The sequence below is a fragment of the Klenkia marina genome (assembly GCF_900101025.1).
In the GTDB taxonomy this organism is placed as follows: Bacteria; Actinomycetota; Actinomycetes; order Mycobacteriales; family Geodermatophilaceae; genus Klenkia; species Klenkia marina.
In genome coordinates, this window is sequence record NZ_FMUH01000002.1 from 714,693 (window position 1) to 740,461 (window position 25,769).

Consider the following 25,769-nt stretch of genomic DNA (forward strand, 5'->3'; position numbering starts at 1 on the left):
GGCTCGACCCGTGATGGACGTGCGGGTGTGGTCGACGCCGTTGCGCACCCGGTTCCGCGGCATCGACGTGCGCGACGGGGTGCTGGTGCGGGGTCCGGCCGGGTGGGGCGAGTTCTCCCCGTTCTGGGACTACGCCGACGCCGAGGTCACCCGCTGGTGGGCCGCGGCCGTGGAGGCCGCCACGGTGGGCTGGCCCGCGCCCGTGCGCACCTCGGTGCCGGTCAACTGCACCGTGCCGGCCGTGGGCCCCGAGCGGGCGCACGCGATCGTGACCGCCTCGGGCTGCCGCACCGCCAAGGTGAAGGTCGCCGAGCCCGGCCAGACCGACGCCGACGACGAGGCCCGGGTCGAGGCCGTGCGCGACGCCCTGGGCCCGGGCGGCGCGGTGCGGGTCGACGCCAACGCGGCCTGGTCGGTCGACCGGGCCGCCGAGCGCATCGCCGTGCTGGACCGCTACGACCTCGAGTACGTCGAGCAACCGTGCGCCACCGTCGAGGAGCTCGCCGCGCTGCGCAGGCGGGTCGACGTCCGGGTGGCCGCCGACGAGGTCGTCCGCCGGGCCGTGGACCCGGCGGGGGTGGACCTGCGCGAGGCGTGCGACGTCGTCGTCCTCAAGGTGCAGCCGCTGGGCGGCGTGCGGGCGGCGCTGGCCGTCGCCGAGGCGCACGGGCTCCCGTGCGTGGTCTCCTCGGCGCTGGAGTCCTCGGTCGGCATCGCCGCCGGCGTGGCGCTGGCCGCCGCGCTGCCCGCGCTGCCCTTCGCCTGCGGCCTGGCCACCGTCGCGCTGTTCGACCACGACGTGACCAGCGAACCGCTGCTGCCGGTGGACGGGGCGCTCCCCGTGCGCCCGGTCGTCCCCGACCGGCTCCCGGCCGCCGACCCCGGCACCGAGCGCCACTGGCTGGCCCGGCTCGAGCGGGTGCGCGCCCTGTGAACCCCTCCACCGCCTTCGCGCGGGTGCTGGTCGACGAACTCGTGCGCGGTGGGGTCACCGACGCGGTCGTGTGCCCCGGGTCGCGCTCGGCGCCGGTGGCCCTCGCCCTGCACCAGGCCGAGCTGTCGGGCCGCCTGCGGCTGCACGTGCGCATCGACGAGCGCACCGGGGCCTTCCTGGCCCTCGGCCTGGCCAAGGCCTCCGGCCGCCCGGTGCCCGTCCTCACCACGTCGGGGACGGCGACCGCGCACCTGCACGCGGCCACCCTGGAGGCCGCGCACGCCGGCGTCCCGCTGCTGCTGCTCACCGCCGACCGCCCGCCCGAGCTGCGCGGCACCGGCGCCAACCAGACCATCGACCAGGTCGGCCTCTACGGCGGCGCCACCCGCTGGGCGACCGACATGGGGGTGCCCGAGGAGGGCCGCGAGGCCGCGCAGAACAGGTACTGGCGCTCCACGGTCGCCCGGGCCCTCGTCGTCGCGGCCGGTGCGCTGTCCGGGGACCCCGGCCCCGTGCACCTGAACCTCGCGCTGCGCGACCCGCTGATGCCCGAGGAGCACGACCCGCGGCCCGCCCCGCCGTCGGGCACCTGGGCCGGCCGGCCCGACGGTGCGCCGTGGACCACGGCCACCTCCGGCACCGGGCCCGGCGCGATGCTGGCCACCCCGCCCGCCGGGAGCACCCGCGGCCCGGTGCGGGCCCGCCGCACGCTCGTCGTCGCCGGCGACGCCCCGGTCGCGCTGGGCCGCAGCACGTCGGTCATCGCCGAGCAGCGTGGCTGGCCCGTGCTGGGCGAGCCGAGCAGCGGCACCTGGGGCGGCGCGGGATCGGTCCGGGGGGCCGCCTTGCTGCTGGGTGCGGGCACCTGGGCGGCCGAGCACCGCCCCGACCGGGTCGTCGTCGTGGGCAGACCCACCCTGAGCCGTCCGGTGTCGGCGCTGCTGGCCCACCCCGACGTCGTCGTCGACACCGTCACCCCGCACCCGGGCTGGCCCGACGCCGGCCGGGGCACCCAGCGCGTGGCCGGCGTGCTGCCCGACCCCGGGGCCGTCGTCGGCGGGACGGACATCTCCGGGCACGTGGTGCCCGACGGCTGGGCCCAGGAGTGGGCCGCGGCCGCCGAGCGGGCCGGGGCCGCCGTCGACGACGTGCTGGACGCCGATCCCCGCCTCACCGCCGCCCGGTTGGCCCGCGACCTCGTCGCCGCGCTGCCGGCCGGCGCGCTGCTGGTGCTGGGCTCGTCGAACCCGGTGCGCGACGTCGACCGGTACGCCGTGCCCCGAGCCGGGCTGACCGTGCTGGCCAACCGGGGCGTGGCCGGCATCGACGGCACCGTCTCCACCGCGATCGGCGCCGCGCTGGCCCACCAGGGCGCCGGCGGCGGCCCGGCCTACGCCTTGATGGGTGACCTCACCTTCCTGCACGACCTGCAGGGGCTGCTGGTCGGCGACGGCGAGCCGGTGCCCGACCTGACGCTGGTGGTGCCCGACAACGACGGCGGCGGCATCTTCGCCCAGCTCGAGCCCGGCCGCGCCGAGCACGCCGCGGGCTTCCGCCGGGTGTTCGGCACCCCGCACGGGCGCGACCTGGTGGCCGTGGCCCGGGCGCTGGGCTGGGCGACCACCGCGGTGCACGACGCCGACGGACTGCGCGGGGCACTGGCCCTGGGCGGGCCGCGGGTGGTCGTCGTCCGCGGCGACCAGCGCGCCGAGGCCGACCTCGCCGCCCGCCTCCGCGACGCCGCCCACGCCGCCCTGGACTGAGCCCTCGGAGCCGGCGTGGATCAGCTGGGTTCAGCAACGGCCGTTCTGGCTCACCGGCGTCGGTGAGCCAGGACGCGCTCCGGTGCACCCGGCTGATCCACGCCGAGGCAGGCTAGTCCTGGAGGGCGGCCTGGACGGCGGCGAGCTTGGCCTGGGTCTCGGCGAGCTCGGCCATCGGGTCGGAGTCGCCGACGATGCCGCAGCCGGCGAACAGCCGGGCCTCGGCGCCACCGCGCTCACCGGTGAGCTGGGCGCAGCGCAGGGCCAGCCCGAACTCGCCGTCGCCGCGGGCGTCCACCCAGCCGACCGGCCCGGCGTAGCGGCCGCGGTCCATGCCCTCGATCTCGCGGATGAGCTCGACCGCGGCCTCGGTGGGGGTGCCCCCGACGGCGGCGGTCGGGTGGACGGCGGACAGCAGCTCGAGCAGCCCCGGCGCGTCGGGGGAGAGGTGCCCGCGGACGTCGGTGGACAGGTGCCGCACGTTGGGCAGCGTCAGCACCGCCGGGCGCGAGGGCACCACGAGGTCGGTGCAGAACGGACGCAGCGACGCCGCCAGGGAGTCGATGGCGTAGCGGTGCTCGGCGTGGTCCTTGGCGCTGCCGGCCAGGCCCGCGCCCAGGGCGGTGTCGGCGGCGGGGTCGGAGCTGCGCGCAGCGGTGCCGGCCAGCACGCGGGACTCGACGAGGTCGCCGGTGCGGCGCAGCAGCAGCTCGGGTGTGGCGCCGAGCAGCCCCTCGACCGCGAAGGTCCAGCACGAGGGGAAGCGGGCGGCCAGCCGCAGCAGCAGCCGGCGCGGGTCCAGCGGGTGGTCGGCGGTGACGAGGACGTCGCGGGCCAGCACCACCTTGCCGAGCTCGCCGGCGGAGATCCGGCGCACGGCCTCGGTGACCCGGCCGCACCACGCGACCGGGTCGAGGGCGCCGTCGGCGTAGGTGAGCCTGCCGACCGAGGCGTCGGCGGCCTGGGCCGGGAACTCCTCGGTGATCTCGGGGTGGTCCTCGCCGGTGACGGTCACCCAGGTCTGCCCGTCGCGCCGGCCGAGCACCACGGCGGGGACGACGAACACCGACGTGCCGCGCTCGGGGTCGAAGGCCACCGAGCCGAACAGCACCGGGCCCGAGCCGGGCAGCCCCACCGGGTCGACGACGTCCGCGGCGGCGCACCGCTGCGCCCACCACTCGGCGGCCCGCTCGAGGGCACCGGGACCGCTCACCTCGAGCCGGTCGACCTCGCCCCAGCCGACCAGCCCCTCGCCGTCGCGCACCCACGCGAGCGCGCCGTCGGCGGGCAGCTTCGTGAGCAGGTCGCTGCGGCGCCGTCCCAGGGGGGTCGTGACCACCCGCCGGGTCGTGGTCGCCGCACTGGTCACACCGCCCACGATAGGCAGCCCGCCGTATCGTCGTCGGGCGTGAGCTCAGGAGATCGGACACACACCGGCTACCGCGCGACGCTGGAGAAGCGGCCCGCCGAGGTCGCCGCGATGTTCGACCGGGTGGCCGGGAAGTACGACGTCACCAACACCGTGCTCTCCGGTGGCCTGGACGCCGGCTGGCGGCGGGCCACCCGCGAGGCGCTCGGTGCGCGCCCGGGGCAGACGGTGCTCGACGTCGCGGCCGGCACCGGGGTCTCCACGGTGGAGCTGGCCACTGGCGGGGTCACCGCGATCGCCTGCGACTTCTCCCAGGGCATGCTGCGGGCCGGGGCGCACCGCCCGGTGCCGATGGTGGCCGGCGACGCCATGGCGCTGCCGCTGGCCGACGCGAGCGTCGACGGCGTCGTCATCTCCTTCGGGCTGCGCAACGTGGCCGACACCGACGCCGCGCTGCGCGAGTTCTCCCGCGTCACCCGGCCCGGCGGCACGCTGGTGGTCTGCGAGTTCTCCACCCCCACCTGGACGCCGTGGCGCACCGTCTACCTCGAGTACCTGATGCGGGCGCTGCCGCAGGTCGCCCGCGGGGTGAGCAGCAACCCCGAGGCCTACGTCTACCTGGCCGAGTCGATCCGGGCCTGGCCCGCGCAGGCCCCGATGGCGGCGAAGCTGCAGGCCGCGGGCTGGGCCGACGTGGCCTGGCGCAACCTCACCGGCGGCATCGTCGCGCTGCACCGGGGCACGAAGCCGGCCTGACGGGGTTGGCGCCGGGTGACCCGGGGCACACCGGTGGGCATGACGTTCCCGCCCACGCCCGACCCCGGTCCCGTCGACCCGCCGCCCACCCCGGTGGACCCGGTGCCCTCGGAGCCCGCGCCGCCCTCGCCGGTGCCGAACCCGACCGACCCGATCGCCCCGCCCCCTTCCTAGACTCCCCGCCGTGGGGGAGCAGCGGCACGACGTCGTGGTGGTGGGCGCCGGGCCGGCCGGCTCCTCGGCGGCGTTCTGGCTGGCCTCGGCCGGGCTGGACGTCCTGGTGCTGGAGAAGGCGCACTTCCCCCGGGAGAAGGTCTGCGGCGACGGTCTGACCCCGCGTGGGGTGGCCGCGCTGGCCGCGATGGGCATCGACACCACCGACGACGGCTGGGTGCGCCACCGCGGCCTGCGGGTGCACGGCGGCGGCCAGGTCGCCGAGGTCGACTGGCCCCGGCTGGCCCGCTGGCCCTCCGGCGGGCTGATCCGCACCCGCGCCGACCTCGACGCCCAGCTCGCCCGGCACGCCGTCGCCGCCGGCGCGCAGGTGCGGTTCGGGGTCACCGTCGCCGAGCCGATCCTGGACGACGCCGGCCGGGTCTGCGGGGTGCGCGCCACCGACGGCGAGGAGTTCCGGTCCACGCTGGTCGTCTCCGCCGAGGGGCTGAGCGGGCGGCTGGCCAAGGCGCTGGGCCTCAACCGGCGCACCGACGTCCCGCTGGGGGTCGCCGTCCGGCAGTACCTGCCGACGCCGCGCACCCACGACCCGTACCTCGACATCTCCTTCGACCTCACCGACCGCGGCCCCGACGCCGAGTCGATGCCCGGCTACGGCTGGTTCTTCCCGATGGGCGACGGCACCGCCAACGTCGGGTTCGGGCTGCTGGACACCCGCTGTGCCGGGGACGACGACACCCGCACCGTCTACCGGCGCTGGATCGACTCGCTGCCGCCCTCGTGGGGCATCGACCCGGACGCACCCGGCACCCCGCTGCGCGGCGCCGGTCTGCCCACCTCGCTGTCGCGCCGCCCGGCCTACACCCGCGGCCTGCTGCTGGTCGGTGACTCCGCGGGCACCGTCAACCCGTTCAACGGCGAGGGCATCAGCTACGCCATGGAGACCGGCCGCACCGGGGCCGCCGCGGTGCTCGCCGCGCTGGCCGCACCCGAGGGGCCGGCCCGCGAGGCGGTGCTGCGCCGCTACCCCGAGACCCTGCGGCGCGAGTTCGGAGCCCACCACCGCCTGGGTGGGCTGTTCCTCAAGGGCCTGGCCCGGCCCGAGCTGGTCCGCTTCGCGACCGCGCACGGCCTCAAGCGCCCGGCGGCGGTGTCGATCGCGCTGCGGCTGATGGGCAATCTCTCCGACGGCCGGGACGGCGACGCCGTCGACCGAGTCCTCGACGTCCTGCACCGCCTCACGCCGTCCCGCTGACGTCGCGCCTGCGGACCGCGCCCCACCCGGTCACCGGTGCGCATCCGGTCACCTGGTCGGCATCCGGTCACTCGATCGGCATCCGGTCGCCTGGTGGACATCCGGTCGGTGCGTGCGGTGACCGGCTGCCCGCACGATGAGCGGCTGGGCGCGCGGTTGAGGGAGACGGGGCGTGGGTGGCCCTGAATTGGGCGGATGCCGGTAAGGGCGCCCTGAGTTGCGGCGCGCCGACGGGGGGTGGCTTCCGCGGAGTGTGATCTCGGGCATAGGGTCGGACCGTGTCGCTTTGTGAACCAATTCACAAGCAGATCGGGAACCGGGGGAGGCGCTGATGCTCGCGACCTACGCACCCCTCGTCGGGCTGTTCGTCCTGGCGGCGGGGTTCGCGCTCTTCTCGGTCACCGCGGCCCCGTTCATCGGCCCGCGCCGGTACAACTCGGCCAAGCTCGAGGCGTACGAGTGCGGCATCGAGCCGGTGGACCAGCCGCTGTCGGGCGGGCGCTTCCCGATCAAGTACTACCTGACCGCGATGTTGTTCATCGTCTTCGACATCGAGATCGTCTTCCTCTACCCCTGGGCGGTCGCCAACGACCAGCTCGGGCTCTTCGGCCTGGTCGAGATGGTCGTCTTCATCGCCACCGTCTTCATCGCCTACGCCTACGTCTGGCGCCGCGGCGGATTGGAGTGGGACTGACATGGGTCTCGAGGAGAAGCTCCCCAGCGGGGTGCTGCTGACCAGCGTCGAGAAGCTGGTGAACTGGACCCGCAAGTCCTCGCTGTGGCCGGCGACGTTCGGCCTGGCCTGCTGCGCGATCGAGATGATGGCCTCGGGCGCCGGCCGCTACGACCTCGCCCGGTTCGGCATGGAGGTCTTCCGGGCCTCGCCGCGCCAGGCCGACCTGATGATCGTGGCCGGGCGGGTGAGCCAGAAGATGGCCCCGGTCCTGCGCCAGATCTACGACCAGATGCCCGAGCCCCGCTGGGTGCTCGCGATGGGCGTCTGCTCGAGCTCGGGCGGCATGTTCAACAACTACGCGATCGTGCAGGGCGTCGACCACATCGTGCCGGTGGACATGTACCTGCCCGGCTGCCCGCCGCGGCCGGAGATGCTCATGGACGCGATCCTCAAGCTGCACCACAAGATCCAGCACGAGCCCCTGGGCGAGAAGCGCGCCGCAGCCCTGGCCGCGGCGCGGGCGAACGGCACCGCGAAGGACCTCCACGTCGAGATGCCGTCGACCGTCCGGGCCGACAAGAGCGCCCGCAAGGCCTACGAGGAGGCCGCCGCGGCGGGCCGCACCGGTCAGTTCGCCATCGAGCAGCGCGGGGGCAACGCCGTCCTGCTGCCGGGGGAGCGGCCGTGACCGGCCCGTTCCGCACCGGCGCCTTCGGCGTCACCGGCAGCGGTGACACCTCCGGCTTCGGCGGCCTGGTGCGTGTCGAGCCGGGTGGGGCCGTCGCGCTGCACTCGACCGACCGGCCCTACGGCGGCTGGTTCGACGAGGTCGCCGACGCCCTCGCCGACGCGGTGGGCCACGACGTCTACGACGCCGCCGTCCGGCGGGTGCTCGTCGACCGCGGCGAGATCACCTGGTTCGTGCACCGGGAGCACCTGCTCGTGCTGCTGCAGGCCCTGCGCGACGACGACGCGCTGCGCTTCGAGCTGTGCAGCAGCGTCAGCGGGGTCGACTACCACGACTCGGGAGGACCGACCGGCGAGCGGCTGCACGTGGTCCTCCACCTGACGTCGATGACCTACCGCCGGCGCATCCGGCTCGAGGTCGCGGTCACCGCCGCCGACCCGCACGTGCCCAGCGCCACCCGGGTCTACCCGACGTCGGACTGGCACGAGCGCGAGTGCTTCGACATGTTCGGCGTCGTCTTCGACGGCCACCCCGCGCTCACCCGGATCCTCATGCCCGACGACTGGGACGGCCACCCCCAGCGCAAGGACTACCCGCTCGGCGGGGTCCCCGTGGAGTACCACGACGCGACCATCCCGCCCCCGGACGAGAGGCGGTCCTACCGGTGACCACCACCGACCCGTACGCCGGCTCGCGCGAGACCACCGAGGGCCGCGTCTACACCGTCACCGGCGGCGACTGGGACCTGACCTTCGGCTCGGACCCGCTCGCCGAGGAGCGGCTGGTCGTCAACATGGGCCCGCAGCACCCCTCGACCCACGGCGTGCTCCGGCTGGTGCTCGACCTCGAGGGCGAGACGGTCACCAAGGCCCGCGTGGTCATCGGCTACCTGCACACCGGCATCGAGAAGAACGTCGAGTACCGCACCTGGACCCAGGGCACGACCTTCGTGACCCGCATGGACTACCTGGCGCCGTTGTTCAACGAGACCGCCTACTGCCTGGCCGTGGAGAAGCTGCTGGGCATCGAGGTGCCCGAGCGCGCCACCACCATCCGGGTGCTGGTCATGGAGCTCAACCGCATCGCCAGCCACCTGGTCGGCCTGGCCACCTTCGGCATGGAGATGGGCGCGCTCACCGGCATGACCAACGGGTTCCGCGAGCGCGAGCTCGTGCTGGACCTGCTGGAGGAGATCACCGGGCTGCGCATGAACCACGCCTACGTGCGCCCGGGCGGGCTGGCCCAGGACCTCCCCGAGGGCATCGAGGCCAAGATCCGCGAGTGGCTGACGATCATGCCCGAGCGGGTGGCCGGCTTCCACCGGCTGCTCACCGGCCAGCCCATCTGGCAGCGCCGGCTGCGCGACGTCGGCTACCTCGACGTCACCGGCTGCGTGGCCCTCGGCGTCACCGGGCCGATCCTGCGCAGCGCGGGCCTGCCCTGGGACCTGCGCAAGGTCGAGCCGTACTGCGGCTACGAGACCTACGACTTCGAGGTGCCCACCGCCGACACGGCCGACGCCTGGGGCCGCTACCTGGTGCGCATGGCCGAGGTGAACGAGTCGATGAAGATCATCGAGCAGGCGCTGGACCGGTTGCGCCCGGGCCCGGTCATGGTGGAGGACAAGAAGATCGCCTGGCCCGCGCAGCTGTCGCTCGGCGCCGACGGCATGGGCAACTCCCTCGACCACGTCAAGCACATCATGGGCCAGTCGATGGAGGCCCTGATCCACCACTTCAAGCTGGTCACCGAGGGGTTCCGGGTGCCGGCCGGGCAGGTCTACCAGGCCATCGAGAGCCCCCGCGGCGAGCTCGGCTTCCACGTGGTCAGCGACGGCGGCACCCGGCCCTTCCGGGTGCACGTGCGCGACCCCAGCTTCGTCAACCTGCAGGCGACCGCGGCGATGAGCGAGGGCGGCATGATCGCCGACGTCATCGCGGCCATCGCCTCCATCGACCCGGTCATGGGGGGTGTGGACCGATGAGCGCGCTCCCGGGATCCGCGGAGGGGACGGCGGTCACGGGCCTGGACTCCAGCGCCGTCGAGGTGCACGAGGACCTGCCCCCGCTGACCGAGCAGACCCGGCTCGAGTGCCGCGAGATCATGGCCCGCTACCCGGTGCCGCGCTCGGCGCTGCTGCCGATGCTGCACCTGGTGCAGTCCGTGCAGGGCTACGTGAGCCCCGAGGGCGTCGCGCTGTGCGCGCAGGAGCTGGGCCTGACCAAGGCCGAGGTCGGCGCGGTCGCGACGTTCTACACGATGTTCAAGCGCCGCCCCACCGGCCGGCACCTGGTGAGCGTCTGCACCAACACGCTCTGCGCGGTGCTCGGCGGCCAGAGGATCTACGACGCGGTGGCCGACGAGCTCGGGGTGCACCACGACGAGACCACCGCCGACGGCTCGATCACCCTCGAGCACGCCGAGTGCCTGGCCGCCTGCGACTACGCACCGGTCGTCACCGTGGACTACGAGTTCTACGACCAGCAGGACGTCGGCGCCGCCCTCGAGCTGGTCGCCGCGCTGCGCCGCGGCGAGAGGCCCGACCCCACCCGCGGGGCGCCGCTCACCGACTTCCGGGGCGTGTCCCGACAGCTGGCCGGCTTCAGCCAGCACGCCGACGACGCCGCCGCCCGCGCCGCCGTCGACGGGCCCAGCGCCGGCGTCCCCACCCTGCGCGGGGTCCGGCTGGCGGCCGAGCGCGGCGAGGCCGCCCCGCCGATGCCCGGGTCGGCCGCCGGGTCCGCCGATGCCCGTCCCACCGAGGCAGGGGAGCCCTCCCAGCACGCAGGGCCCCGGTCCGGTACGGAAGGGCTCCCTTCCCCGGGCGGGTCGGACGGCGCCGGTGCGCCGCGCGACGCCGTCCGGCCCGACGGGGACGACGGGCAGACGCCCGGTGCCGAGGCCGCCGACGCCCAGGTGGCCGCGGCCGACAACCCGGCCGAGCGCTCCGGCGCGCAGCAGAACCACCCCGACCGCCCCGAGCCGGCCGGCCGCGAGGCCGCCGACCGCGACGCCCCAGCACCCGACGTCGACGGCCAGGCCCAGTCCGGGTCCGGCACGTCGGTCCCGCGAGAGGTCTGACGCCATGCCGCTCACCCCCGTGCTCACCAGCCGCTTCGCGCACGAGCGCAGCTGGACCATCGAGACCTACGAGCGCACCGAGGGCTGGACAGCCTGGCGCACCGCGTTGGGCATGACCCCCGACGAGCTGGTCACCCTCGTCAAGGACTCCGGCCTGCGCGGCCGCGGGGGCGCCGGCTTCCCCACCGGCATGAAGTGGAGCTTCATCCCGCAGCCCAAGCCGGGGGAGACCCCGACCGGCCCCGCGGCGAAGCCCAAGTACCTCGTGGTCAACGCCGACGAGGGCGAGCCGGGCACCTGCAAGGACCTGCCGCTGATGATGGCCGACCCGCACTCGCTGGTGGAGGGCGTGGCCATCGCCTCCTACGCGATCCGCTGCCACTACGCGGTCATCTACGTGCGCGGGGAGGCCGTGCACGCCCACCGCCGGCTCACCGCCGCGGTCGCCGAGGCCTACGCCGCCGGTCACCTGGGCCGCGACGTGCACGGCTCGGGCTTCGACCTCGACGTCGTGGTGCACGCCGGCGCCGGTGCCTACATCTGCGGCGAGGAGACCGCGCTGCTGGACTCCCTGGAGGGCCGGCGCGGCCAGCCCCGGCTCAAGCCGCCGTTCCCCGCCGTCGCCGGCCTGTACGGCGCCCCGACGGTGGTCAACAACGTCGAGACGCTGGCCAGCGTGCCGTTCGTCGTCCGCGGTGGGTCGGCCTGGTTCAAGGAGTTCGGCCCCGAGAAGTCGCCCGGCCCGAAGATCTACTCGGTGTCGGGCCGGGTCGTGCACCCCGGCCAGTACGAGGCCCCGATGGGGACGACGATGCGCGAGCTGCTCGAGATGGCCGGCGGGGTGCGGCCCGGCCACGAGCTGAAGTTCTGGACGCCGGGCGGGTCCAGCACCCCCTACTTCACGCCCGAGCACCTCGACGTCCCGCTCGACTTCGACTCGGTCGCCGCGGCCGGCTCGATGCTGGGCACCACCGCGCTGATGGTCTTCGACGAGACCGACTCGATCGTCGAGGCCACCCTGCGGTTCACCGAGTTCTACGCGCACGAGAGCTGCGGCAAGTGCACCCCGTGCCGCGAGGGCACCTACTGGTTGGTCCAGATCCTCGAACGCCTCGTGGCCGGCCACGGCACCGCCCGCGACCTCGACCTGCTCACCGACACCTGCGACAACATCCTGGGCCGTTCGTTCTGCGCCCTGGGCGACGGCGCCACCAGCTGCATCGCGTCGTCCCTGAAGTACTTCCGCGACGACTACGTGGCCCTCCTGCCGCCCGACGAACAGGGTCGGCTGGGCCGCACGCTCAAGCTCGAGCCCGTGGCGGCGGTGGCATGACCACCCCCGAACCCGCCGCAGCACGGGTCCCCGCCGTCCCCGGTCCGCACACCCCCGAGGACCACGTGCGGTTGACCATCGACGGCTTCGACGTCGCGGTGCCGAAGGGCACGCTCATCATCCGGGCCGCCGAGCAGATCGGCGTGCAGATCCCGCGGTTCTGCGACCACCCGCTGCTCGAGCCGGTCGGAGCCTGCCGGCAGTGCCTGGTCGAGGTCGAGGGCCAGCGCAAGCCGGTCGCGTCCTGCACCGTGCCGGTCACCCCCGACATGGTCGTGAGGACCCAGCTGACCAGCGAGGTCGCCGAGTCCAGCCAGGCCGGCACGCTCGAGCTGCTGCTGGTCAACCACCCGCTCGACTGCCCGGTCTGCGACAAGGGCGGTGAGTGCCCGCTGCAGAACCAGGCCATGAGCAACGGGCACGCCGAGAGCCGCTTCGAGGGCACCAAGCGCACCTACCCCAAGCCGCTGCCGATCAGCTCGCAGGTGCTGCTGGACCGCGAGCGCTGCGTGCTCTGCGCCCGGTGCACCCGCTTCTCCCAGCAGGTGGCCGGCGACCCGTTCATCGAGCTGTTCGACCGCGGCGCGCTGCAGCAGGTCAGCATCTACGAGGACGAGCCCTTCGAGTCCTACTTCTCGGGCAACACCGTGCAGATCTGCCCGGTCGGTGCACTGACCAGCTCGGCCTACCGGTTCCGCTCGCGGCCCTTCGACCTGCGCAGCGAGCCGAGCACCTGCGAGCACTGCGCCTCGGGCTGCGCGCAGCGCACCGACTACCGCCGCGGCACTGTGCTGCGGCGCCTGGCCGGCGACGACCCGGCGGTCAACACCGAGTGGAACTGCGACAAGGGTCGTTTCGCCTTCCGGTACGCCGCGGCCAACGAGCGGCTCACCACCCCGCTGGTGCGCCGGGACGGCGTGCTGCAGCCGGCGTCCTGGCCCGAGGCCTGGGCCGCCGCGGCCGCCGGCCTGGCCGCCGCCCGCGAGGACGGCGGGGTCGGCGTGCTGCCCGGGGGCCGGCTCACCGTCGAGGACGCCTACGCGTGGGCCAAGTTCGCCCGGGTCGCGCTGGGCACCCACGACGTCGACGCCCGGGCCCGCGCGCACTCCGCCGAGGAGCTGGCCTTCCTGGCCGCGCACGTCGCCGGCACCGCACCCGGCGCCGGGGCGGTGACCTACGAGGAGCTGGTCGCCGCGCCGGCCGTGCTGATGGTCGGGTTCGAGCCCGAGGAGGAGTCGCCGATCGTCTTCCTGCGGCTGCGCCGGGCCGTCCGCGAGCGGGGCCTGCCGGTCTTCGACGTCGCGCCCTTCACCACCCTGGCCGACGAGAAGCTCGACGCCACCCTGCTGGCCACGCCGCCGGGGCTGGAGGCCGCCGTCCTGCGGGCGCTGGCCGCCGACTCCGCCGGCGGGGTGGGCGCGCAGGCCGCGACCGCGCTGCGCGCCGAGGGGGCGGTCGTGCTGGCCGGCGAGCGGCTGGCCGAGGTCCCGGGCGCGCTGTCGGCGCTGTCGGCACTGGCCGCGGCGTCGGGGGCCCGCATCGCCTGGGTGCCGCGCCGGGCGGGGGAGCGGGGCGCCGTCGAGGTCGGTGCGCTGCCGAACCTGCTGCCCGGCGGGCGCGGGGTCACCGACGCCGCCGACCGCGCCGACGTCGAGGCCGCGTGGGGGATCGAGCTGCCGCGCAAGGAGGGCCGCGACCTCACCGCGATCCTGCAGGCCACCCGCGACGGCCGCCTCGGTGGTCTGCTCGTGGGCGGGGTCGACCCCGCCGACCTGCCCGACCCGGCGCTGGCGGAGGCCGCGCTGGCCGCCGCCGGGTTCGTGGTCAGCCTCGAGCTGTTCCCCACCGCGGTGACCGAGCACGCCGACGTCGTCCTGCCGGTCGCCGCCGCGCCGGAGAAGGCCGGCAGCTACCTGGACTGGGAGGGCCGGGTGCGGCCCTTCGACGCGACCCTGCACGGCAGCGGCCAGCTCACCGACGCCCGCGTGCTCTCCGGGCTCGCCGACGCCCTCGGCGTGCGCCTGGGCGTCTCGACCGTCGACGACGCCCGCCGCGAGCTGGTCGCCCTCGGCGGCTCCGGCCGCTCCCGCGAGGTGCGCGGGCTGGACGTCGCCCCGGCCGGCAGCCCGCGGGTCGGCGCCGAGCAGGCGGTGCTCGCCAGCTGGCGGCAGCTGATCGACGACGGCACCCTCCAGCGCGACGAGCCGGCGCTGGCCGGCACCGCACGCCCGGCCGTCGTCCGGCTGGGCAAGGACACCGCGGTGCGCCTCGGCGTCACCGACGGAGAGCACGTGACCGTCACCGGCCCGGCCGGGGCGATCACCCTGCCGGCCCGGATCACCGAGATGCCCGACCGCGTGGTGTGGCTGCCGATGCGCTCGCCGGGCAGCCACGTGCGCAGCGGCCTGGGCGTCGGCCCCGGCGGCGTCGTCTCGATCACCCCAGGGAGCAGGGCATGAACGACTCCCCGACGCTGGCCGACTTCGGCCAGGACGTCTGGTGGCTGGTGCTGGTCAAGATCGTCGGCGTCTTCGGCCTGCTGGTCGTCATGACGCTGTTCGCGATCGTGTTCGAGCGCAAGGTCGTCGCCCGCATGCAGCAGCGCAGCGGCCCCAACCGGGTCGGCCCGCGCGGCTACCTCCAGAGCCTGGCCGACGGCCTGAAGCTGGCGTTCAAGGAGGACATCATGCCGGCGCTGGCCGACAAGCCGGTGTACTTCCTGGCCCCGGTCATCGCCACCATCCCGGCGTTCCTGGCGTTCTCGGTCATCCCGCTGGGGCCCGAGGTCTCGATCTTCGGCGAGCGCACCCCGCTGCAGCTCATCGACGCCCCCATCGGGGTGCTCGTGGTGCTGGCCTGCTCGGCGATGGGCGTCTACGGCATCGTGCTGGGCGGCTGGGCCTCCGGGTCGACCTACCCGCTGCTGGGCAGCCTGCGCAGCGCCGCCCAGATGGTCAGCTACGAGATCGCGATGGGGCTGTCGATCGTCGCGGTGCTCCTCTACGCCGGCACGATGAGCACCTCGGAGATCGTGGCCGCCCAGGCCGGGGACAACCGGCTGGACTTCTTCGGGCTCACCTTCGACGGGCCCAGCTGGTACGCGGTGCTGCTGCCGGTCAGCTTCATCATCTACGTGATCGCGGTGGTCGGGGAGACCAACCGGGCGCCCTTCGACCTGCCCGAGGCCGAGAGCGAGCTGGTCGGCGGCTTCCACACCGAGTACTCGTCGCTGAAGTTCGCGCTCTTCTTCCTGGCCGAGTACGTCAACATGGTCACCGTCTCCGCGCTGGCCGCCACGCTCTTCCTGGGCGGCTGGCGGGCCCCCTGGCCCATCTCGATCTGGGACGGCGCCAACTCCGGCTGGTGGCCGCTGCTGTGGCTGATGCTCAAGATCGTCGCGGCGCTCTTCGTCTTCATCTGGCTGCGCGGCACCCTGCCCCGGCTGCGCTACGACCAGTTCATGCGCTTCGGCTGGAAGGTGCTGGTGCCCACGGCGCTGGTCTGGATCCTCGCCGTCGCCACCATGCGCACCGTCTCCCGCGAGGCCGACCTCTCCAGCGGCGAGGTGGCCCTCTACGTCGGGCTGCCGATCGCCGCCGTGGTCCTGGCGGTGCTGCTCGTGGCGTCGCGCAGGAGCAACGAGGACACCCGCATCGCCGCGCTCAACGCCGCGGCGGGGTCGACCAACCCGACCGAGCCCGAGGTGCTTCCCCCGGTGCGCACCGGCGGCGCCCGCCGCCGGCCGGCCCAGCGCACCGGACCCGCCCGCGCCGAGGGCGGGTTCCCGATCCCGCCGATGGACCTGGTCGTGCCGCCCTCGCCCCGGCTGGAGGGCACGCGGTCGGAGGGCAGGGAGCCGGTCGCCGCCGGCGCCCCGGTCGCCACCGGACGCCGCCGCCCCACCCCGCACCCCCGGAAGGACGACGACCGTGCCTGAGACCAGCCCGGAGAAGCGACCCGGCCACGGCGGCGAGGTCGAGCAGGCCGGTGGCACCCGGTCGGCGCCGGCCGCCCGCACCAGCCGGCTGCCCGCTCCCGCCCAGGGCTTCGGCGTGACCTTCGCGGCGATGTTCAAGAAGGTCACCACCGAGCAGTACCCGGACGAGCCCAAGGTGACCAAGCCGCGCTACCACGGCCGCCACGTGCTCAACCGGCACCCCGACGGCCTGGAGAAGTGCGTCGGCTGCGAGCTGTGCGCCTGGGCGTGCCCGGCCGACGCCATCTACGTCGAGGGCGGCACCAACACCGACGAGCAGCGCTTCAGCCCCGGCGAGCGCTACGGCGCCGTCTACCAGATCAACTACCTGCGCTGCATCTTCTGCGGGCTGTGCATCGAGGCCTGTCCCACCCGCTCCCTGACGATGAGCAACGACTTCGAGCTGGCCGACGACGACCGCGGCAGCCTGATCTACACCAAGGAGCAGCTGATGGCCCCGCTGCTGCCGGGCATGGAGCAGCCCCCGCACCCCATGCGCCTGGGCGAGGACGAGCGCGACTACTACCTGCGGGCCGGCTCCTGATGGGCGCCGACCTGGGCATCGAGATCGGGACGGCGGAGACCGTCGTCTTCTGGATCCTCGGCCCCATCGCGCTCGCCGGGGCGCTGGGCATGGTGTTCGCCCGCAACGCGGTGCACTCGGCGCTGTTCCTGGTCAACACGATGCTGGCGCTGGGCGTCTTCTACGTCGTGCAGGAGGCCCCGTTCCTCGGCGCGGTGCAGATCATCGTCTACACCGGCGCGATCATGATCCTCTTCCTGTTCGTGCTCATGCTGGTCGGCCGCGACTCCTCGGACTCGGTGGTGGAGACCCTGCGCGGGCAGCGGGTGGCCGCCACGGTGCTGGGCATCGGCTTCGCCGGGCTGGTCGGCGCCGGCATCGCCCGGGCGACCGAGGGCATGGCGGTGGTGGGCCTGGAGCAGGTGCAGGGCGGGGCCGGCGGGGCCGCCGACGGCAACATCGAGGCCATCGCCGGGCTGCTGTTCAGCCGCTACCTGCTGGCCTTCGAGGTCACCAGCGCGCTGCTCATCACCGCCGCGGTCGGCGCGATGGTGCTGGCGCACATCGAGCGCGAGCCCGGCAGCCGGCTGACGCAGAAGGAGCGCTCGCGGGCGCGCTTCCTCACCACCGACCACCCGCAGACGCTGCCCGGCCCCGGCGTCTACGCCCGGGCCAACTCCATCGCCGCCCCCGGCCGGTTGCCCGACGGCAGCCCCTCGGAGGCCAGCTTCGCCACCGGCGTCGAGCCCCAGGTGGTCGAGGAGCTCCCGCCGGGTCATCCCACGGAGGGCGGCTCGGACGCCGCGCTGGGCACGACCCGGGGGAGCACCCGATGACGCTGACGAACTACCTGGTGCTGGCCGCGATCCTGTTCACCGTCGGCGCCGTCGGGGTGCTGGTGCGGCGCAACGCGATCGTCGTGTTCATGTGCATCGAGCTGATGCTCAACTCGGTGAACCTGACCCTGGTCACCTTCGCGCGGGCCACCGGCACGCTCGACGGCCAGGTCATCGCCTTCTTCGTCATGGTGGTCGCCGCGGCCGAGGTCGTCGTCGGACTCGCGATCATCATGTCGATCTACCGCACCCGCCGGTCGGCCTCGGTCGACGACGCGAACCTGCTCAAGTACTGAGGGGGCCGCGATGAACCCCGTGCCCGCGACCGGGCTCCTGTCCCTCTCCTGGCTGCTGATCGCGCTGCCGCTGGCCGGTGCCGCCGTCCTGCTGCTGGGTGGGCGACGCACCGACCGGTGGGGTCACCTGCTGGCCATCACGACCGTGACGGCGTCGTTCGTGCTGGCCGTGCTCAGCACGGTGACCCTGGCCGGGCTGGACGAGCGCAGCGTCGGGGTCGACCTGTTCACCTTCATCTCCACCGGGCAGCTCGACGTCAGCGCCGGGCTGCTCGTCGACCCGCTGTCGATGACGTTCGCGCTGCTCATCACCGGCGTCGGGGCGCTCATCCACGTCTACTCGGTGGGCTACATGGCCCACGACCCCGCACGCCGGCGGTTCTTCGCCTACCTGAACCTCTTCGTCGCGGCCATGCTGCTGCTGGTGCTGGGCAACAGCTTCGTGGCCCTCTACGTGGGCTGGGAGGGCGTCGGCCTGGCGTCGTACCTGCTCATCGCCTTCTGGTACACCCGTCCCGCTGCGGCCACCGCCGCCAAGAAGGCGTTCATCATGAACCGGGTCGGCGACGTCGGCCTGGCCCTGGCGATCTTCATCATGTTCACCCAGCTGGGCACGACGTCCTACGCGGGCGTGCTCGGCTCGGTCGGCCTGCTGGCCGGCGGCACCGTCACCGCGATCGGCCTGCTCCTCCTGCTGGGGGCCTGCGGCAAGTCCGGCCAGTTCCCGCTGCAGGCCTGGCTGCCCGACGCCATGGAGGGTCCGACCCCCGTCTCGGCGCTCATCCACGCCGCGACCATGGTCACCGCCGGCGTCTACCTCATCGCCCGCTCGGCGCCGGTCTTCGACGCCGCCCCGGCCGCCCAGACCGTGGTCGTGGTCATCGGGGCCGTCACGATCATGATCGGTGCGATCGCCGGCTGCGCCTACGACGACATCAAGAAGGTGCTGGCCTGGTCGACGGTCAGCCAGATCGGCTACATGTTCCTGGCGGTGGGCCTGGGGCCGATCGGCTACGCCGCCGGCATCGCCCACCTGCTCACCCACGGCTTCTTCAAGGCCGGGCTCTTCCTCGGCGCCGGGTCGGTCATGCACGGCATGGGCGACCGCACCGACATGCGCCGGTTCGGCGGGCTGGCCACGAAGATGAAGACCACCTTCGTGACCTTCGGGCTCGGCTACCTGGCGCTGATCGGCTTCCCGTTCCTGTCGGGCTACTGGACCAAGGACGCCATCATCGAGGCCGCCTTCGACCGGGGCGGGGTGTCGGGCTGGGTCCTCGGCGGGGTCGCGGTGCTCGGCGCCGGGCTCACCGCGTTCTACATGACCCGGCTGATGCTCATGACCTTCTTCGGCAAGCCCCGCTGGGAGGACGGCGTGCACCCGCACGAGTCGCCGGCGGTCATGACGCTGCCGATGGTCGTGCTCGCGGTCGGCTCGGTGGCCGCCGGCTTCGTGCTGGTGCAGGTCGCCCCGCTGGCCGACTGGCTCGCCCCGGTGTTCGGGGAGCCCGAGGAGGCCGCGGCCCACGTCGTGCCGCCGCTGGTGGTCAGCGTGCTGGTCACCGTCGTGGTGGCGGCCGGGGCGCTGGTCGCGTGGCTGGCCGTCGGCCGGCGCCCCGTGCCCACGACGGCCCCGGCGCAGGTGTCGTTCCCCGTGCGTGCGGCCCGCAACGCCCTGTACGCCGACGCCGTCAACGAGGCCGTGTTCATGCGGCCGGGCATGCGCCTGACCCGGGCCGCGGTGCTCGTCGACGACCGCGGGGTCGACGGCCTGGTCACCGGCATCGGCACCGGCCTGGGCAGCTCGTCGACCCGGCTGGGCCGGGCGCAGACCGGGTTCGTGCGGTCCTACGCCCTCGGCATGCTCGGCGGCGCCGTCCTGGTCGCCGGGGCCCTGCTGGCGGTGACGGCGGGATGACCACCACCCCCCTGACCGAGGAGAACGCGTCGTGAGCGACTTCCCCTGGCTGCTGGCGATGGTCGTGCTGCCGGCGGTCGGCGGTGCGGCCGTGGCCGCCCTGCCCAAGGGCCGCGACGCGGTGGCCAAGCAGGCCACCCTCGGGGTGAGCCTGGCCGTGCTGGTGCTGGCCGTGCTGGCCACCGTCGCCTTCGACACCGGCGGCGACCGCTTCCAGCTCACCACCGCGGTCGACTGGATCCCGGCGTTCGGCGTGCAGTTCGCCCTCGGCGTCGACGGCATCGCGCTGGTGATGCTGCTGCTCATCGGGGTGCTGGTGCCGGTGGTCGTCGTGGCGTCGTGGAAGGACACCGGACCCGGCGGGCGCCCGATGAAGGCCTACTTCGCCTGGCTGCTGGTGCTCGAGTCGATGATGGTCGGCGTCTTCGCCGCCACCGACGTCTTCCTGTTCTACGTGTTCTTCGAGGCCATGCTCGTCCCGATGTACTTCATCATCGGCAGCTTCGGCGGGCCGCGCCGGCAGTTCGCGGCGATGAAGTTCTTCCTCTACAGCCTGCTGGGCGGGCTGGTCATGCTGGCCTCGGTCATCGGGCTGTACGTGGTCAGCAACTCCCAGATCGGCGAGGGCACCTTCGCCTTCGACGCGCTGCGCCAGCTCGACATCGACCCCGGCGTGCAGAAGCTGCTGTTCCTGGGCTTCTTCGTCGCCTTCGCGATCAAGGCCCCGCTGGTGCCCTTCCACACCTGGCTGCCCGACTCCGGCGCGGAGGCCCCCATCGGCGGGGCCGTGCTGCTGGTCGGGGTGCTGGACAAGGTCGGCACGTTCGGCTTCATCCGGTACTGCCTGCCGCTGTTCCCGGATGCCTCGCGCACGTTCGCGCCCTGGATCCTGGGCCTGGCCGTCGCCGGCATCCTCTACGGCGCGCTGCTGGCCATCGGGCAGTCCGACATCAAGCGGCTGGTCACCTACACGTCGATCGCGCACTTCGGCTTCATCGCGCTGGGCATCTTCGCCTTCACCCTCGAGGGCGGCAGCGGTGCGGTGCTCTACATGGTCAACCACGGCATCAGCACCGGGATCCTGTTCCTCGTCGTCGGCATGGTCATCAGCCGCGGCGGCTCCCGACGCATCGCCGACTACGGCGGCATCGCGAAGAAGGCCCCCCTGCTGGCCGGGGTGTTCCTGGTCGCCGGGCTGGCCAGCCTCGCGCTGCCGGGCACCAACAGCTTCGTGTCCGAGTTCCTCGTGCTCATCGGGTCGTTCCCGGCCCGCCCGGTGTTCACGGTCGTGGCCACCGTCGGCATCGTGCTCGCCGCGCTGTACGTGCTGCTGCTCATCCAGCGCTCGGTGCACGGGCCCGTGCGCGGGCTGGTGGAGAGCCAGCCCTTCCCCGACCTCCGCCGCCGCGAGCTCGCCGTGGTCGCACCGCTGGTGGCGCTCATCATCGGCCTGGGCGTCTACCCGCAGCCCCTGCTCGACCTGATCGACCCGGCCGTGAGCGCGACCATGGTCGACGTCGGCTCCGATCCCGCCGGCACCCAGCCGGTCCACCAGCCCGCCACCGCCGAGCAGGGGGCCAACTGATGATCGAGGCACCGGACCTCTCCCTCGCCGCGCTCACCCCGCTGCTGTTCGTCTTCGGGGCCGCGCTCGTCGGCGTGCTGGTCGAGTCCTTCGCACCCCGGCACGTGCGCCAGCCGGTGCAGGTCGCCCTGGCCCTGGTCGGCACGGTCGGCGGGTTCGCCTCGACCGTGTTCCTCGCCCTGGCCGACGGCGCAGACCCCGGAGAGGTGACCGCGGCCGGCGCGCTCGCCGTCGACGGCGCCGGGCTGTTCCTGCAGGCCACCATCGCCGGCCTGGGCGCGCTGTCGATCCTGCTGTTCGCCGAGCGAGGGCTGGACCCGGCGAAGTCGGCCTTCGTGGCCTCGGCCGCGGTGCCCGCGGGCAGCCCCCGCGACCGCGAGCTGCTCACCGACGAGCGGGTGCAGACCGAGGTCTACCCGCTGGCCACCTTCGCGATCGGCGGCATGATGCTGTTCGTCGCGGCCAACGACCTGCTGGTCATGTTCATCGCCCTCGAGGTGCTCAGCCTGCCGCTGTACCTGATCTGCGGGTTGGCCCGGCGCCGGCGGCTGCTCTCGCAGGAGGCCGCGGTCAAGTACTTCCTGCTCGGGGCGTTCGCCTCGGCCTTCTTCCTCTACGGGCTGGCGCTGGTCTACGGCGCCACCGGCACCATCCGGCTGTCGGGGATCCGTGCCTCGGTGACCACCGAGGGCACCGGCACGCTGCTCGTGCTCGGCCTGGGCCTGCTGGTGGTCGGCCTGATGTTCAAGGCCTCGGTGGCCCCGTTCCACACCTGGACGCCCGACGTCTACCAGGGCGCCCCGACCCCGGTCACCGCCTTCATGGCCGCGTGCACCAAGGTGGCCGCCTTCGGCGCGGTCCTGCGGCTGCTCTACGTCGCCTTCGGGACGGCGGACTGGACCTGGCGGCCGCTCGTCTACGGCATCGCGATCGTGTCGATGGTGGTCGGCGTCGTCCTGGGCCTCACCCAGACCGACGTCAAGCGGATGCTCGCCTACTCCTCGATCGCGCACGCCGGGTTCCTGCTCACCGGCGTGCTCGGGCTGGCGGGCTCCGGGCTCTCGGCGACGCTGTTCTACCTGCTCGCGTACGGGCTCACGACGATCGGCGCGTTCGCGGTGGTCACCCTGGTGCGCGACGGCGACGGGGAGGCCACCCAGCTGGCCCAGTGGGCCGGGCTCGCCCGGCGGTCCCCGCTCACGGCCGGGGTGATGACCTTCCTGCTCCTCGCGCTGGCCGGCATCCCGCTCACCAGCGGGTTCACCGGCAAGTTCGCGGTGTTCCGGGCCGCCACCGAGGTGGGTGCCTGGCCGCTGGTCGTGGTCGCGCTGGTCACCAGTGCGGTGGCCGGCTACTTCTACCTGCGGCTGGTCGTGCTCATGTACTTCTCCGAGCCCGCCGAGGACGGCCCCTCGGTCGGCGTGCCGGGGCTGCCGACCACGATCGTGCTGGCCGTGACGGTGACCGCCACGCTGGTGCTCGGCGTCGTCCCCGGCTCGGTGCTCGACCTCGCCGACCGCGCCGCAGCCCTGGTCGGCTGACCCTCCGGGGTAGGGCAGCGTCGGCGTCCCCACCTGCGGCGACTAGATTCAGCGGCGATGAGCGGCAGCCCGACCCAGACGTGGAACCGACCTGGCCGTCCGGCGTCCACGGTCGGCTCCTGGCTGCCCGAGGGGCCGCTGGGCGATGCGCTGTCGGCCGGGCTCACCCGGGTCGAGTCGGCGCTGGAGACCGCGGTCACCAGCGAGCACCCGTTCGTGGCCGAGGCCGCCGCGCACCTCATGACCGCGGGGGGCAAGCGCTTCCGCCCGGTGCTGGCGCTGCTGGCCGCCCAGCTCGGCGACGCCGAGGCCGACGACGTCGTGTCGGCCGCGGTGGTCTGCGAGCTCACCCACCTCGCGACGCTGTACCACGACGACGTCATGGACGAGGCCGCCGTGCGCCGCGGGGCCCCCAGCGCCAACAGCCGCTGGTCCAACAGCATCGCCATCCTCACCGGCGACTTCCTCTTCGCCCGCGCCTCCGACCTGCTGGCCGACCTCGGCCCCGAGGCCGTGCGCATCCAGGCCCGCACCTTCGAGCGGCTGGTGACCGGCCAGATCCGCGAGACCGTGGGCCCGGCCGAGGGCGAGGACCCGGTCGCCCACCACCTGTCGGTGCTCGCCGACAAGACCGGCTCGCTGGTGGCCACCTCGGCCCGCTTCGGCGCCAGCTTCGCCGGCGTCGACCCGGCCGTGGTCGAGGACCTCACCGCCTACGCCGAGGAGGTCGGGGTGGCCTTCCAGCTCTCCGACGACCTCATCGACATCGTCAGCGAGAGCGGCACCTCCGGCAAGCTCCCGGGCACCGACCTGCGCGAGGGCATCGCCACCCTCCCCGTGCTCTTCGTGCTGGCCGGCGACGACCCGGCCGAGGCCCGGCTGCGCGAGCTGGTGGCCGGCCCGGTCACCGACGACGCCGAGCACGCCGAGGCCCTCGGGCTGCTGCGCGCGTCGGCCTCGCTGGCCCGCGCCACCGAGGTGCTGCACTCCTACGCCGACCGGGCCCGTGCGCGGCTGGGCCGGGTGCCCGAGGGCGAGGTCCGGGAGGCGCTCGACGCCCTCTGCGACTACGTGGTCACCCGCAGCGCCTAGCTCCGACATCGGGGACAGTGGAGGGGATGACACTCCGCCGCGCTGCCCGTCCGACCGCCCTGATCGCCGGCCTGGTGCTGCTGGCCGGCTGCTCCTCGGGCGGGTCGGGGTCCTCGGACGCCGACGGCGCAGCCACGTCGGCGCCGGCCGACGCGCCCGCGCTCGACGTCGAGGTGGTCCTGGACGGTCTCGACCACCCCTGGGACGTCGCCCAGGCCCCCGACGGCACCCTGCTCCTCGACGAGCGGGGTGGCGGGTTCACCGCTGTCCGGCCCGACGGCACGGCGCAGGAGGTGGCGGCCGACCTCGACGACCTCTGGGCCGAGGGCGAGACCGGCCTCATGGGCCTGGTGCTCGACCCCGCCTTCGCCGACAGCCGCCGGTTCTACACCTGCATGGGCGTGGCCGACGGCGGTGCCGGCGGCGGCCCGGGCATTGAGGTGACCGCCTGGACCGTCGACGAGGGCTGGAGCGCGGCCACCCGCGTCGCCGACCCGCTGGTGGGCGGCATCCCGGTCAACGCCGACTCCGGCCGGCACGGCGGCTGCCGGCTGCGCTTCGACGGTGCCGGCCAGCTGCTCATCGGCACCGGCGACAACGCCGTCGGCACCAACCCGCAGGACCTCTCCACCCTGGCCGGGAAGCTGCTGCGGGTCGACCCGCAGACCGGGCAGCCGTCGGCCACCAACCCCTTCCTCGAGCTCACCGACCCGACCTCGCACGCGGTCGTGGGCTACGGCCACCGCAACGTGCAGGGCATCGCCGTCCAGCCCGGCACCGGCGCGGTGTTCACCGCCGAGCAGGGCAGCCAGGTCGACGACGAGGTCAACCTGGCGACCGACGGCGGCAACTACGGCTGGGACCCCGTCGGCGACGGCCAGTACGACGAGAGCGTCCCGATGACCGACCCGGACATCCCCGGGGCGATCGCGGCCGTGTGGTCCTCCGGCGACCCGACCATCGCGGTCTCGGGCATCACCTTCCTCGACGGCGAGCAGTGGGGGGCCTACGAGGGCCTGCTGCTGCTCGGCGTGCAGAAGGACACCGGGGTGCTGGCCCTGCGGCTGGGACCCGACGGCGAGCTCGTCGAGCAGTTCCGCGTCCCCGAGCTCGAGGGCACCTACGGCCGGGTGCGCAGCCCGCAGCTGGGCACCGACGGCGCGCTGTACCTCACCACGGACAACGGCGACGGCACCGACCAGCTGCTCCGGGTCACCCCCGCGAGCTGACCCGCGCGGGCACCGGCGTGCCCGCCGGCAGGAGCGGGCAGGGCTCGGGCTCGCCCCAGACCGTGCGCAGGGGCAGCACACCGGCCCAGTCGGCCGACGGGGTCTCGAGGTCGCGCTCGTCCTCCCCGGGCGGGCCGGTGCGCGCCTTGACGCTGGCCTCGGTGAGGTCCAGCGCCAGGACCGCGGTCGCGGCCAGCTCCTTGCGGTCGGGCTGCCGGCTGTGCTCCCAGGACCCGGGCGCCAGGTGCTCGGTCAGCACCGCCAGGCCGTGCCGGCGCTCGTCGGGGTCGGTGACCAACCGGGCGGTGCCCTGCACGACGGCCGAGCGGTGGTTCATCGAGTGGTGGAAGGCCGACCGGCTGTAGACGATGCCGTCGACGTGGGTGACCGTGAAGCACACCGGCACCCCGGAGGCGGCGGCCCGCAGCGACGCGGCCCCGGAGGACCCGTGCAGGTAGAGCGTCTCGCCGTCGCGCCCGTAGCCGGTGGGCAGCACGAGCGGTCCGGTGGGCAGGGTCAGCCCCAGGTGGCCGACGAGGCCGGCGTCGAGCACCGCGTACAGCTCGGCGCGGTCGGTGCGGGCCCGCACCGGGTTGCGCCGCACGGTCGAGCGGGGCGTGGGCGACAGGGGCGTGGGCGACAGGGGCGTGGGCGACAGGGGAGTGGGCGACAGGGGAGCGGGGGACAGGGGAGCGGGGGACGGCGGCGTACTGGTCACCGCACCATCGTCACCGCGCCCGTGGC

Annotated in this window: 22 protein-coding genes; 20 read left to right on the plus strand and 2 right to left on the minus strand. The window is 74.2% G+C overall.

The features are described from left to right. The first annotated feature begins 13 nt into the window (after positions 1-13). Together BLP29_RS08670 and menD are read left to right on the plus strand one after the other, a co-directional pair. Complete coding sequence (locus BLP29_RS08670) at positions 14-934, plus strand: o-succinylbenzoate synthase (protein WP_092802455.1); 921 nt, start codon at positions 14-16, stop codon at positions 932-934. Further along, entirely contained in the window at positions 931-2,697 is a 1,767-nt protein-coding gene (gene menD / locus BLP29_RS08675) for a 2-succinyl-5-enolpyruvyl-6-hydroxy-3-cyclohexene-1-carboxylic-acid synthase (RefSeq protein ID WP_092802458.1), read from the plus strand. Before BLP29_RS08670 ends, menD begins: the two co-directional genes overlap by 4 nt. Positions 2,698-2,809: 112 nt before the next feature. Here the strand turns inward: menD and BLP29_RS08680 are convergent, their stop codons facing one another. Beyond that, positions 2,810-4,066 carry an isochorismate synthase gene (locus BLP29_RS08680; RefSeq protein ID WP_092802462.1) on the minus strand — a complete coding sequence of 419 codons (1,257 nt, stop codon included), beginning with the start codon at positions 4,064-4,066 and terminating at the stop codon, positions 2,810-2,812. Positions 4,067-4,105: 39 nt separating this feature from the next. Here BLP29_RS08680 and BLP29_RS08685 point away from each other — a divergent pair, with 39 nt between their 5' ends. The 18 genes from BLP29_RS08685 (at position 4,106) to BLP29_RS08770 (ending at position 25,025) form a co-directional block, all read left to right on the plus strand. Beyond that, entirely contained in the window at positions 4,106-4,822 is a 717-nt protein-coding gene (locus BLP29_RS08685) for a demethylmenaquinone methyltransferase (RefSeq protein ID WP_092802465.1), read from the plus strand. 184 nt (positions 4,823-5,006) lie between these two features. After that, the gene (locus tag BLP29_RS08690) at positions 5,007-6,251 is read left to right on the plus strand and encodes a geranylgeranyl reductase family protein (protein ID WP_092802468.1); all 1,245 of its coding nucleotides are present in this window, start codon (positions 5,007-5,009) and stop codon (positions 6,249-6,251) included. Between the two features lie 331 nt (positions 6,252-6,582). Next, positions 6,583-6,945, plus strand: a complete 363-nt coding sequence (locus BLP29_RS08695; RefSeq protein ID WP_092802471.1) for an NADH-quinone oxidoreductase subunit A — start codon at positions 6,583-6,585, stop codon at positions 6,943-6,945. A 1-nt stretch (position 6,946) separates the two neighbouring features. Beyond that, a complete protein-coding gene (locus BLP29_RS08700) occupies positions 6,947-7,615 on the plus strand; it encodes a NuoB/complex I 20 kDa subunit family protein (RefSeq protein WP_092802474.1) in 669 nt (222 codons plus the stop codon). Next, positions 7,612-8,283: an NADH-quinone oxidoreductase subunit C gene (locus BLP29_RS08705; protein WP_092802477.1), complete on the plus strand. Its 672-nt coding sequence runs from the start codon at positions 7,612-7,614 to the stop codon at positions 8,281-8,283. The genes BLP29_RS08700 and BLP29_RS08705 overlap by 4 nt, the downstream gene beginning before the upstream one ends. Then, complete coding sequence (locus tag BLP29_RS08710) at positions 8,280-9,599, plus strand: NADH-quinone oxidoreductase subunit D (RefSeq protein WP_092802480.1); 1,320 nt, start codon at positions 8,280-8,282, stop codon at positions 9,597-9,599. The genes BLP29_RS08705 and BLP29_RS08710 overlap by 4 nt, the downstream gene beginning before the upstream one ends. Then, positions 9,596-10,696: an NADH-quinone oxidoreductase subunit NuoE gene (nuoE, locus tag BLP29_RS08715; protein WP_092802483.1), complete on the plus strand. Its 1,101-nt coding sequence runs from the start codon at positions 9,596-9,598 to the stop codon at positions 10,694-10,696. Before BLP29_RS08710 ends, nuoE begins: the two co-directional genes overlap by 4 nt. A gap of 4 nt (positions 10,697-10,700) precedes the next feature. Further along, positions 10,701-12,029 (plus strand): NADH-quinone oxidoreductase subunit NuoF, encoded by a 1,329-nt coding sequence (gene nuoF / locus BLP29_RS08720; protein WP_092802486.1) that lies wholly within the window; start codon positions 10,701-10,703, stop codon positions 12,027-12,029. Continuing rightward, the gene (locus tag BLP29_RS08725) at positions 12,026-14,488 is read left to right on the plus strand and encodes an NADH-quinone oxidoreductase subunit G (protein ID WP_092802489.1); all 2,463 of its coding nucleotides are present in this window, start codon (positions 12,026-12,028) and stop codon (positions 14,486-14,488) included. The genes nuoF and BLP29_RS08725 overlap by 4 nt, the downstream gene beginning before the upstream one ends. Then, on the plus strand, positions 14,485-15,966 hold the full coding sequence (gene nuoH / locus BLP29_RS08730; protein WP_092802492.1) for an NADH-quinone oxidoreductase subunit NuoH: 1,482 nt from the start codon (positions 14,485-14,487) through the stop codon (positions 15,964-15,966). Before BLP29_RS08725 ends, nuoH begins: the two co-directional genes overlap by 4 nt. Continuing rightward, positions 15,959-16,549, plus strand: coding sequence for an NADH-quinone oxidoreductase subunit NuoI (gene nuoI, locus BLP29_RS08735; protein WP_092802495.1), 591 nt, complete (start codon positions 15,959-15,961; stop codon positions 16,547-16,549). Before nuoH ends, nuoI begins: the two co-directional genes overlap by 8 nt. Continuing rightward, on the plus strand, positions 16,549-17,364 hold the full coding sequence (locus tag BLP29_RS08740) for an NADH-quinone oxidoreductase subunit J (RefSeq protein WP_092802498.1): 816 nt from the start codon (positions 16,549-16,551) through the stop codon (positions 17,362-17,364). The genes nuoI and BLP29_RS08740 overlap by 1 nt, the downstream gene beginning before the upstream one ends. Further along, entirely contained in the window at positions 17,361-17,660 is a 300-nt protein-coding gene (nuoK, locus tag BLP29_RS08745; protein WP_092802502.1) for an NADH-quinone oxidoreductase subunit NuoK, read from the plus strand. Before BLP29_RS08740 ends, nuoK begins: the two co-directional genes overlap by 4 nt. Positions 17,661-17,670: 10 nt before the next feature. Continuing rightward, on the plus strand, positions 17,671-19,578 hold the full coding sequence (nuoL, locus tag BLP29_RS08750) for an NADH-quinone oxidoreductase subunit L (RefSeq protein WP_092802505.1): 1,908 nt from the start codon (positions 17,671-17,673) through the stop codon (positions 19,576-19,578). A 31-nt stretch (positions 19,579-19,609) separates the two neighbouring features. Further along, positions 19,610-21,163, plus strand: coding sequence for an NADH-quinone oxidoreductase subunit M (locus BLP29_RS08755; RefSeq protein ID WP_092802508.1), 1,554 nt, complete (start codon positions 19,610-19,612; stop codon positions 21,161-21,163). After that, on the plus strand, positions 21,163-22,704 hold the full coding sequence (gene nuoN, locus BLP29_RS08760; RefSeq protein ID WP_092802511.1) for an NADH-quinone oxidoreductase subunit NuoN: 1,542 nt from the start codon (positions 21,163-21,165) through the stop codon (positions 22,702-22,704). Before BLP29_RS08755 ends, nuoN begins: the two co-directional genes overlap by 1 nt. A gap of 57 nt (positions 22,705-22,761) precedes the next feature. Next, positions 22,762-23,796, plus strand: a complete 1,035-nt coding sequence (locus tag BLP29_RS08765; RefSeq protein WP_092802514.1) for a polyprenyl synthetase family protein — start codon at positions 22,762-22,764, stop codon at positions 23,794-23,796. Between the two features lie 26 nt (positions 23,797-23,822). Beyond that, positions 23,823-25,025 (plus strand): PQQ-dependent sugar dehydrogenase, encoded by a 1,203-nt coding sequence (locus BLP29_RS08770; protein WP_092802517.1) that lies wholly within the window; start codon positions 23,823-23,825, stop codon positions 25,023-25,025. Here BLP29_RS08770 and BLP29_RS08775 read toward each other — a convergent pair. Continuing rightward, positions 25,009-25,743: a pyridoxamine 5'-phosphate oxidase family protein gene (locus BLP29_RS08775; protein WP_243469803.1), complete on the minus strand. Its 735-nt coding sequence runs from the start codon at positions 25,741-25,743 to the stop codon at positions 25,009-25,011. The two genes, BLP29_RS08770 and BLP29_RS08775, sit on opposite strands and share 17 nt — an antisense overlap. Positions 25,744-25,769: the final 26 nt, after the last annotated feature.

Excerpts from the sequence above, each read along its gene's own strand:
- nuoE (WP_092802483.1), top strand. The coding sequence starts at position 9,596 with ATGAGCGCGCTCCCGGGATCCGCGGAGGGGACGGCGGTCACGGGCCTG.
- BLP29_RS08765 (WP_092802514.1), top strand. The coding sequence starts at position 22,762 with ATGAGCGGCAGCCCGACCCAGACGTGGAACCGACCTGGCCGTCCGGCG.
- BLP29_RS08770 (WP_092802517.1), top strand. The coding sequence starts at position 23,823 with ATGACACTCCGCCGCGCTGCCCGTCCGACCGCCCTGATCGCCGGCCTG.
- nuoL (WP_092802505.1), top strand. The coding sequence starts at position 17,671 with ATGAACCCCGTGCCCGCGACCGGGCTCCTGTCCCTCTCCTGGCTGCTG.
- BLP29_RS08670 (WP_092802455.1), top strand. The coding sequence starts at position 14 with ATGGACGTGCGGGTGTGGTCGACGCCGTTGCGCACCCGGTTCCGCGGC.
- nuoF (WP_092802486.1), top strand. The coding sequence starts at position 10,701 with ATGCCGCTCACCCCCGTGCTCACCAGCCGCTTCGCGCACGAGCGCAGC.
- nuoH (WP_092802492.1), top strand. The coding sequence starts at position 14,485 with ATGAACGACTCCCCGACGCTGGCCGACTTCGGCCAGGACGTCTGGTGG.
- BLP29_RS08725 (WP_092802489.1), top strand. The coding sequence starts at position 12,026 with ATGACCACCCCCGAACCCGCCGCAGCACGGGTCCCCGCCGTCCCCGGT.
- BLP29_RS08700 (WP_092802474.1), top strand. The coding sequence starts at position 6,947 with ATGGGTCTCGAGGAGAAGCTCCCCAGCGGGGTGCTGCTGACCAGCGTC.
- nuoN (WP_092802511.1), top strand. The coding sequence starts at position 21,163 with ATGATCGAGGCACCGGACCTCTCCCTCGCCGCGCTCACCCCGCTGCTG.
- BLP29_RS08740 (WP_092802498.1), top strand. The coding sequence starts at position 16,549 with ATGGGCGCCGACCTGGGCATCGAGATCGGGACGGCGGAGACCGTCGTC.
- BLP29_RS08695 (WP_092802471.1), top strand. The coding sequence starts at position 6,583 with ATGCTCGCGACCTACGCACCCCTCGTCGGGCTGTTCGTCCTGGCGGCG.
- nuoK (WP_092802502.1), top strand. The coding sequence starts at position 17,361 with ATGACGCTGACGAACTACCTGGTGCTGGCCGCGATCCTGTTCACCGTC.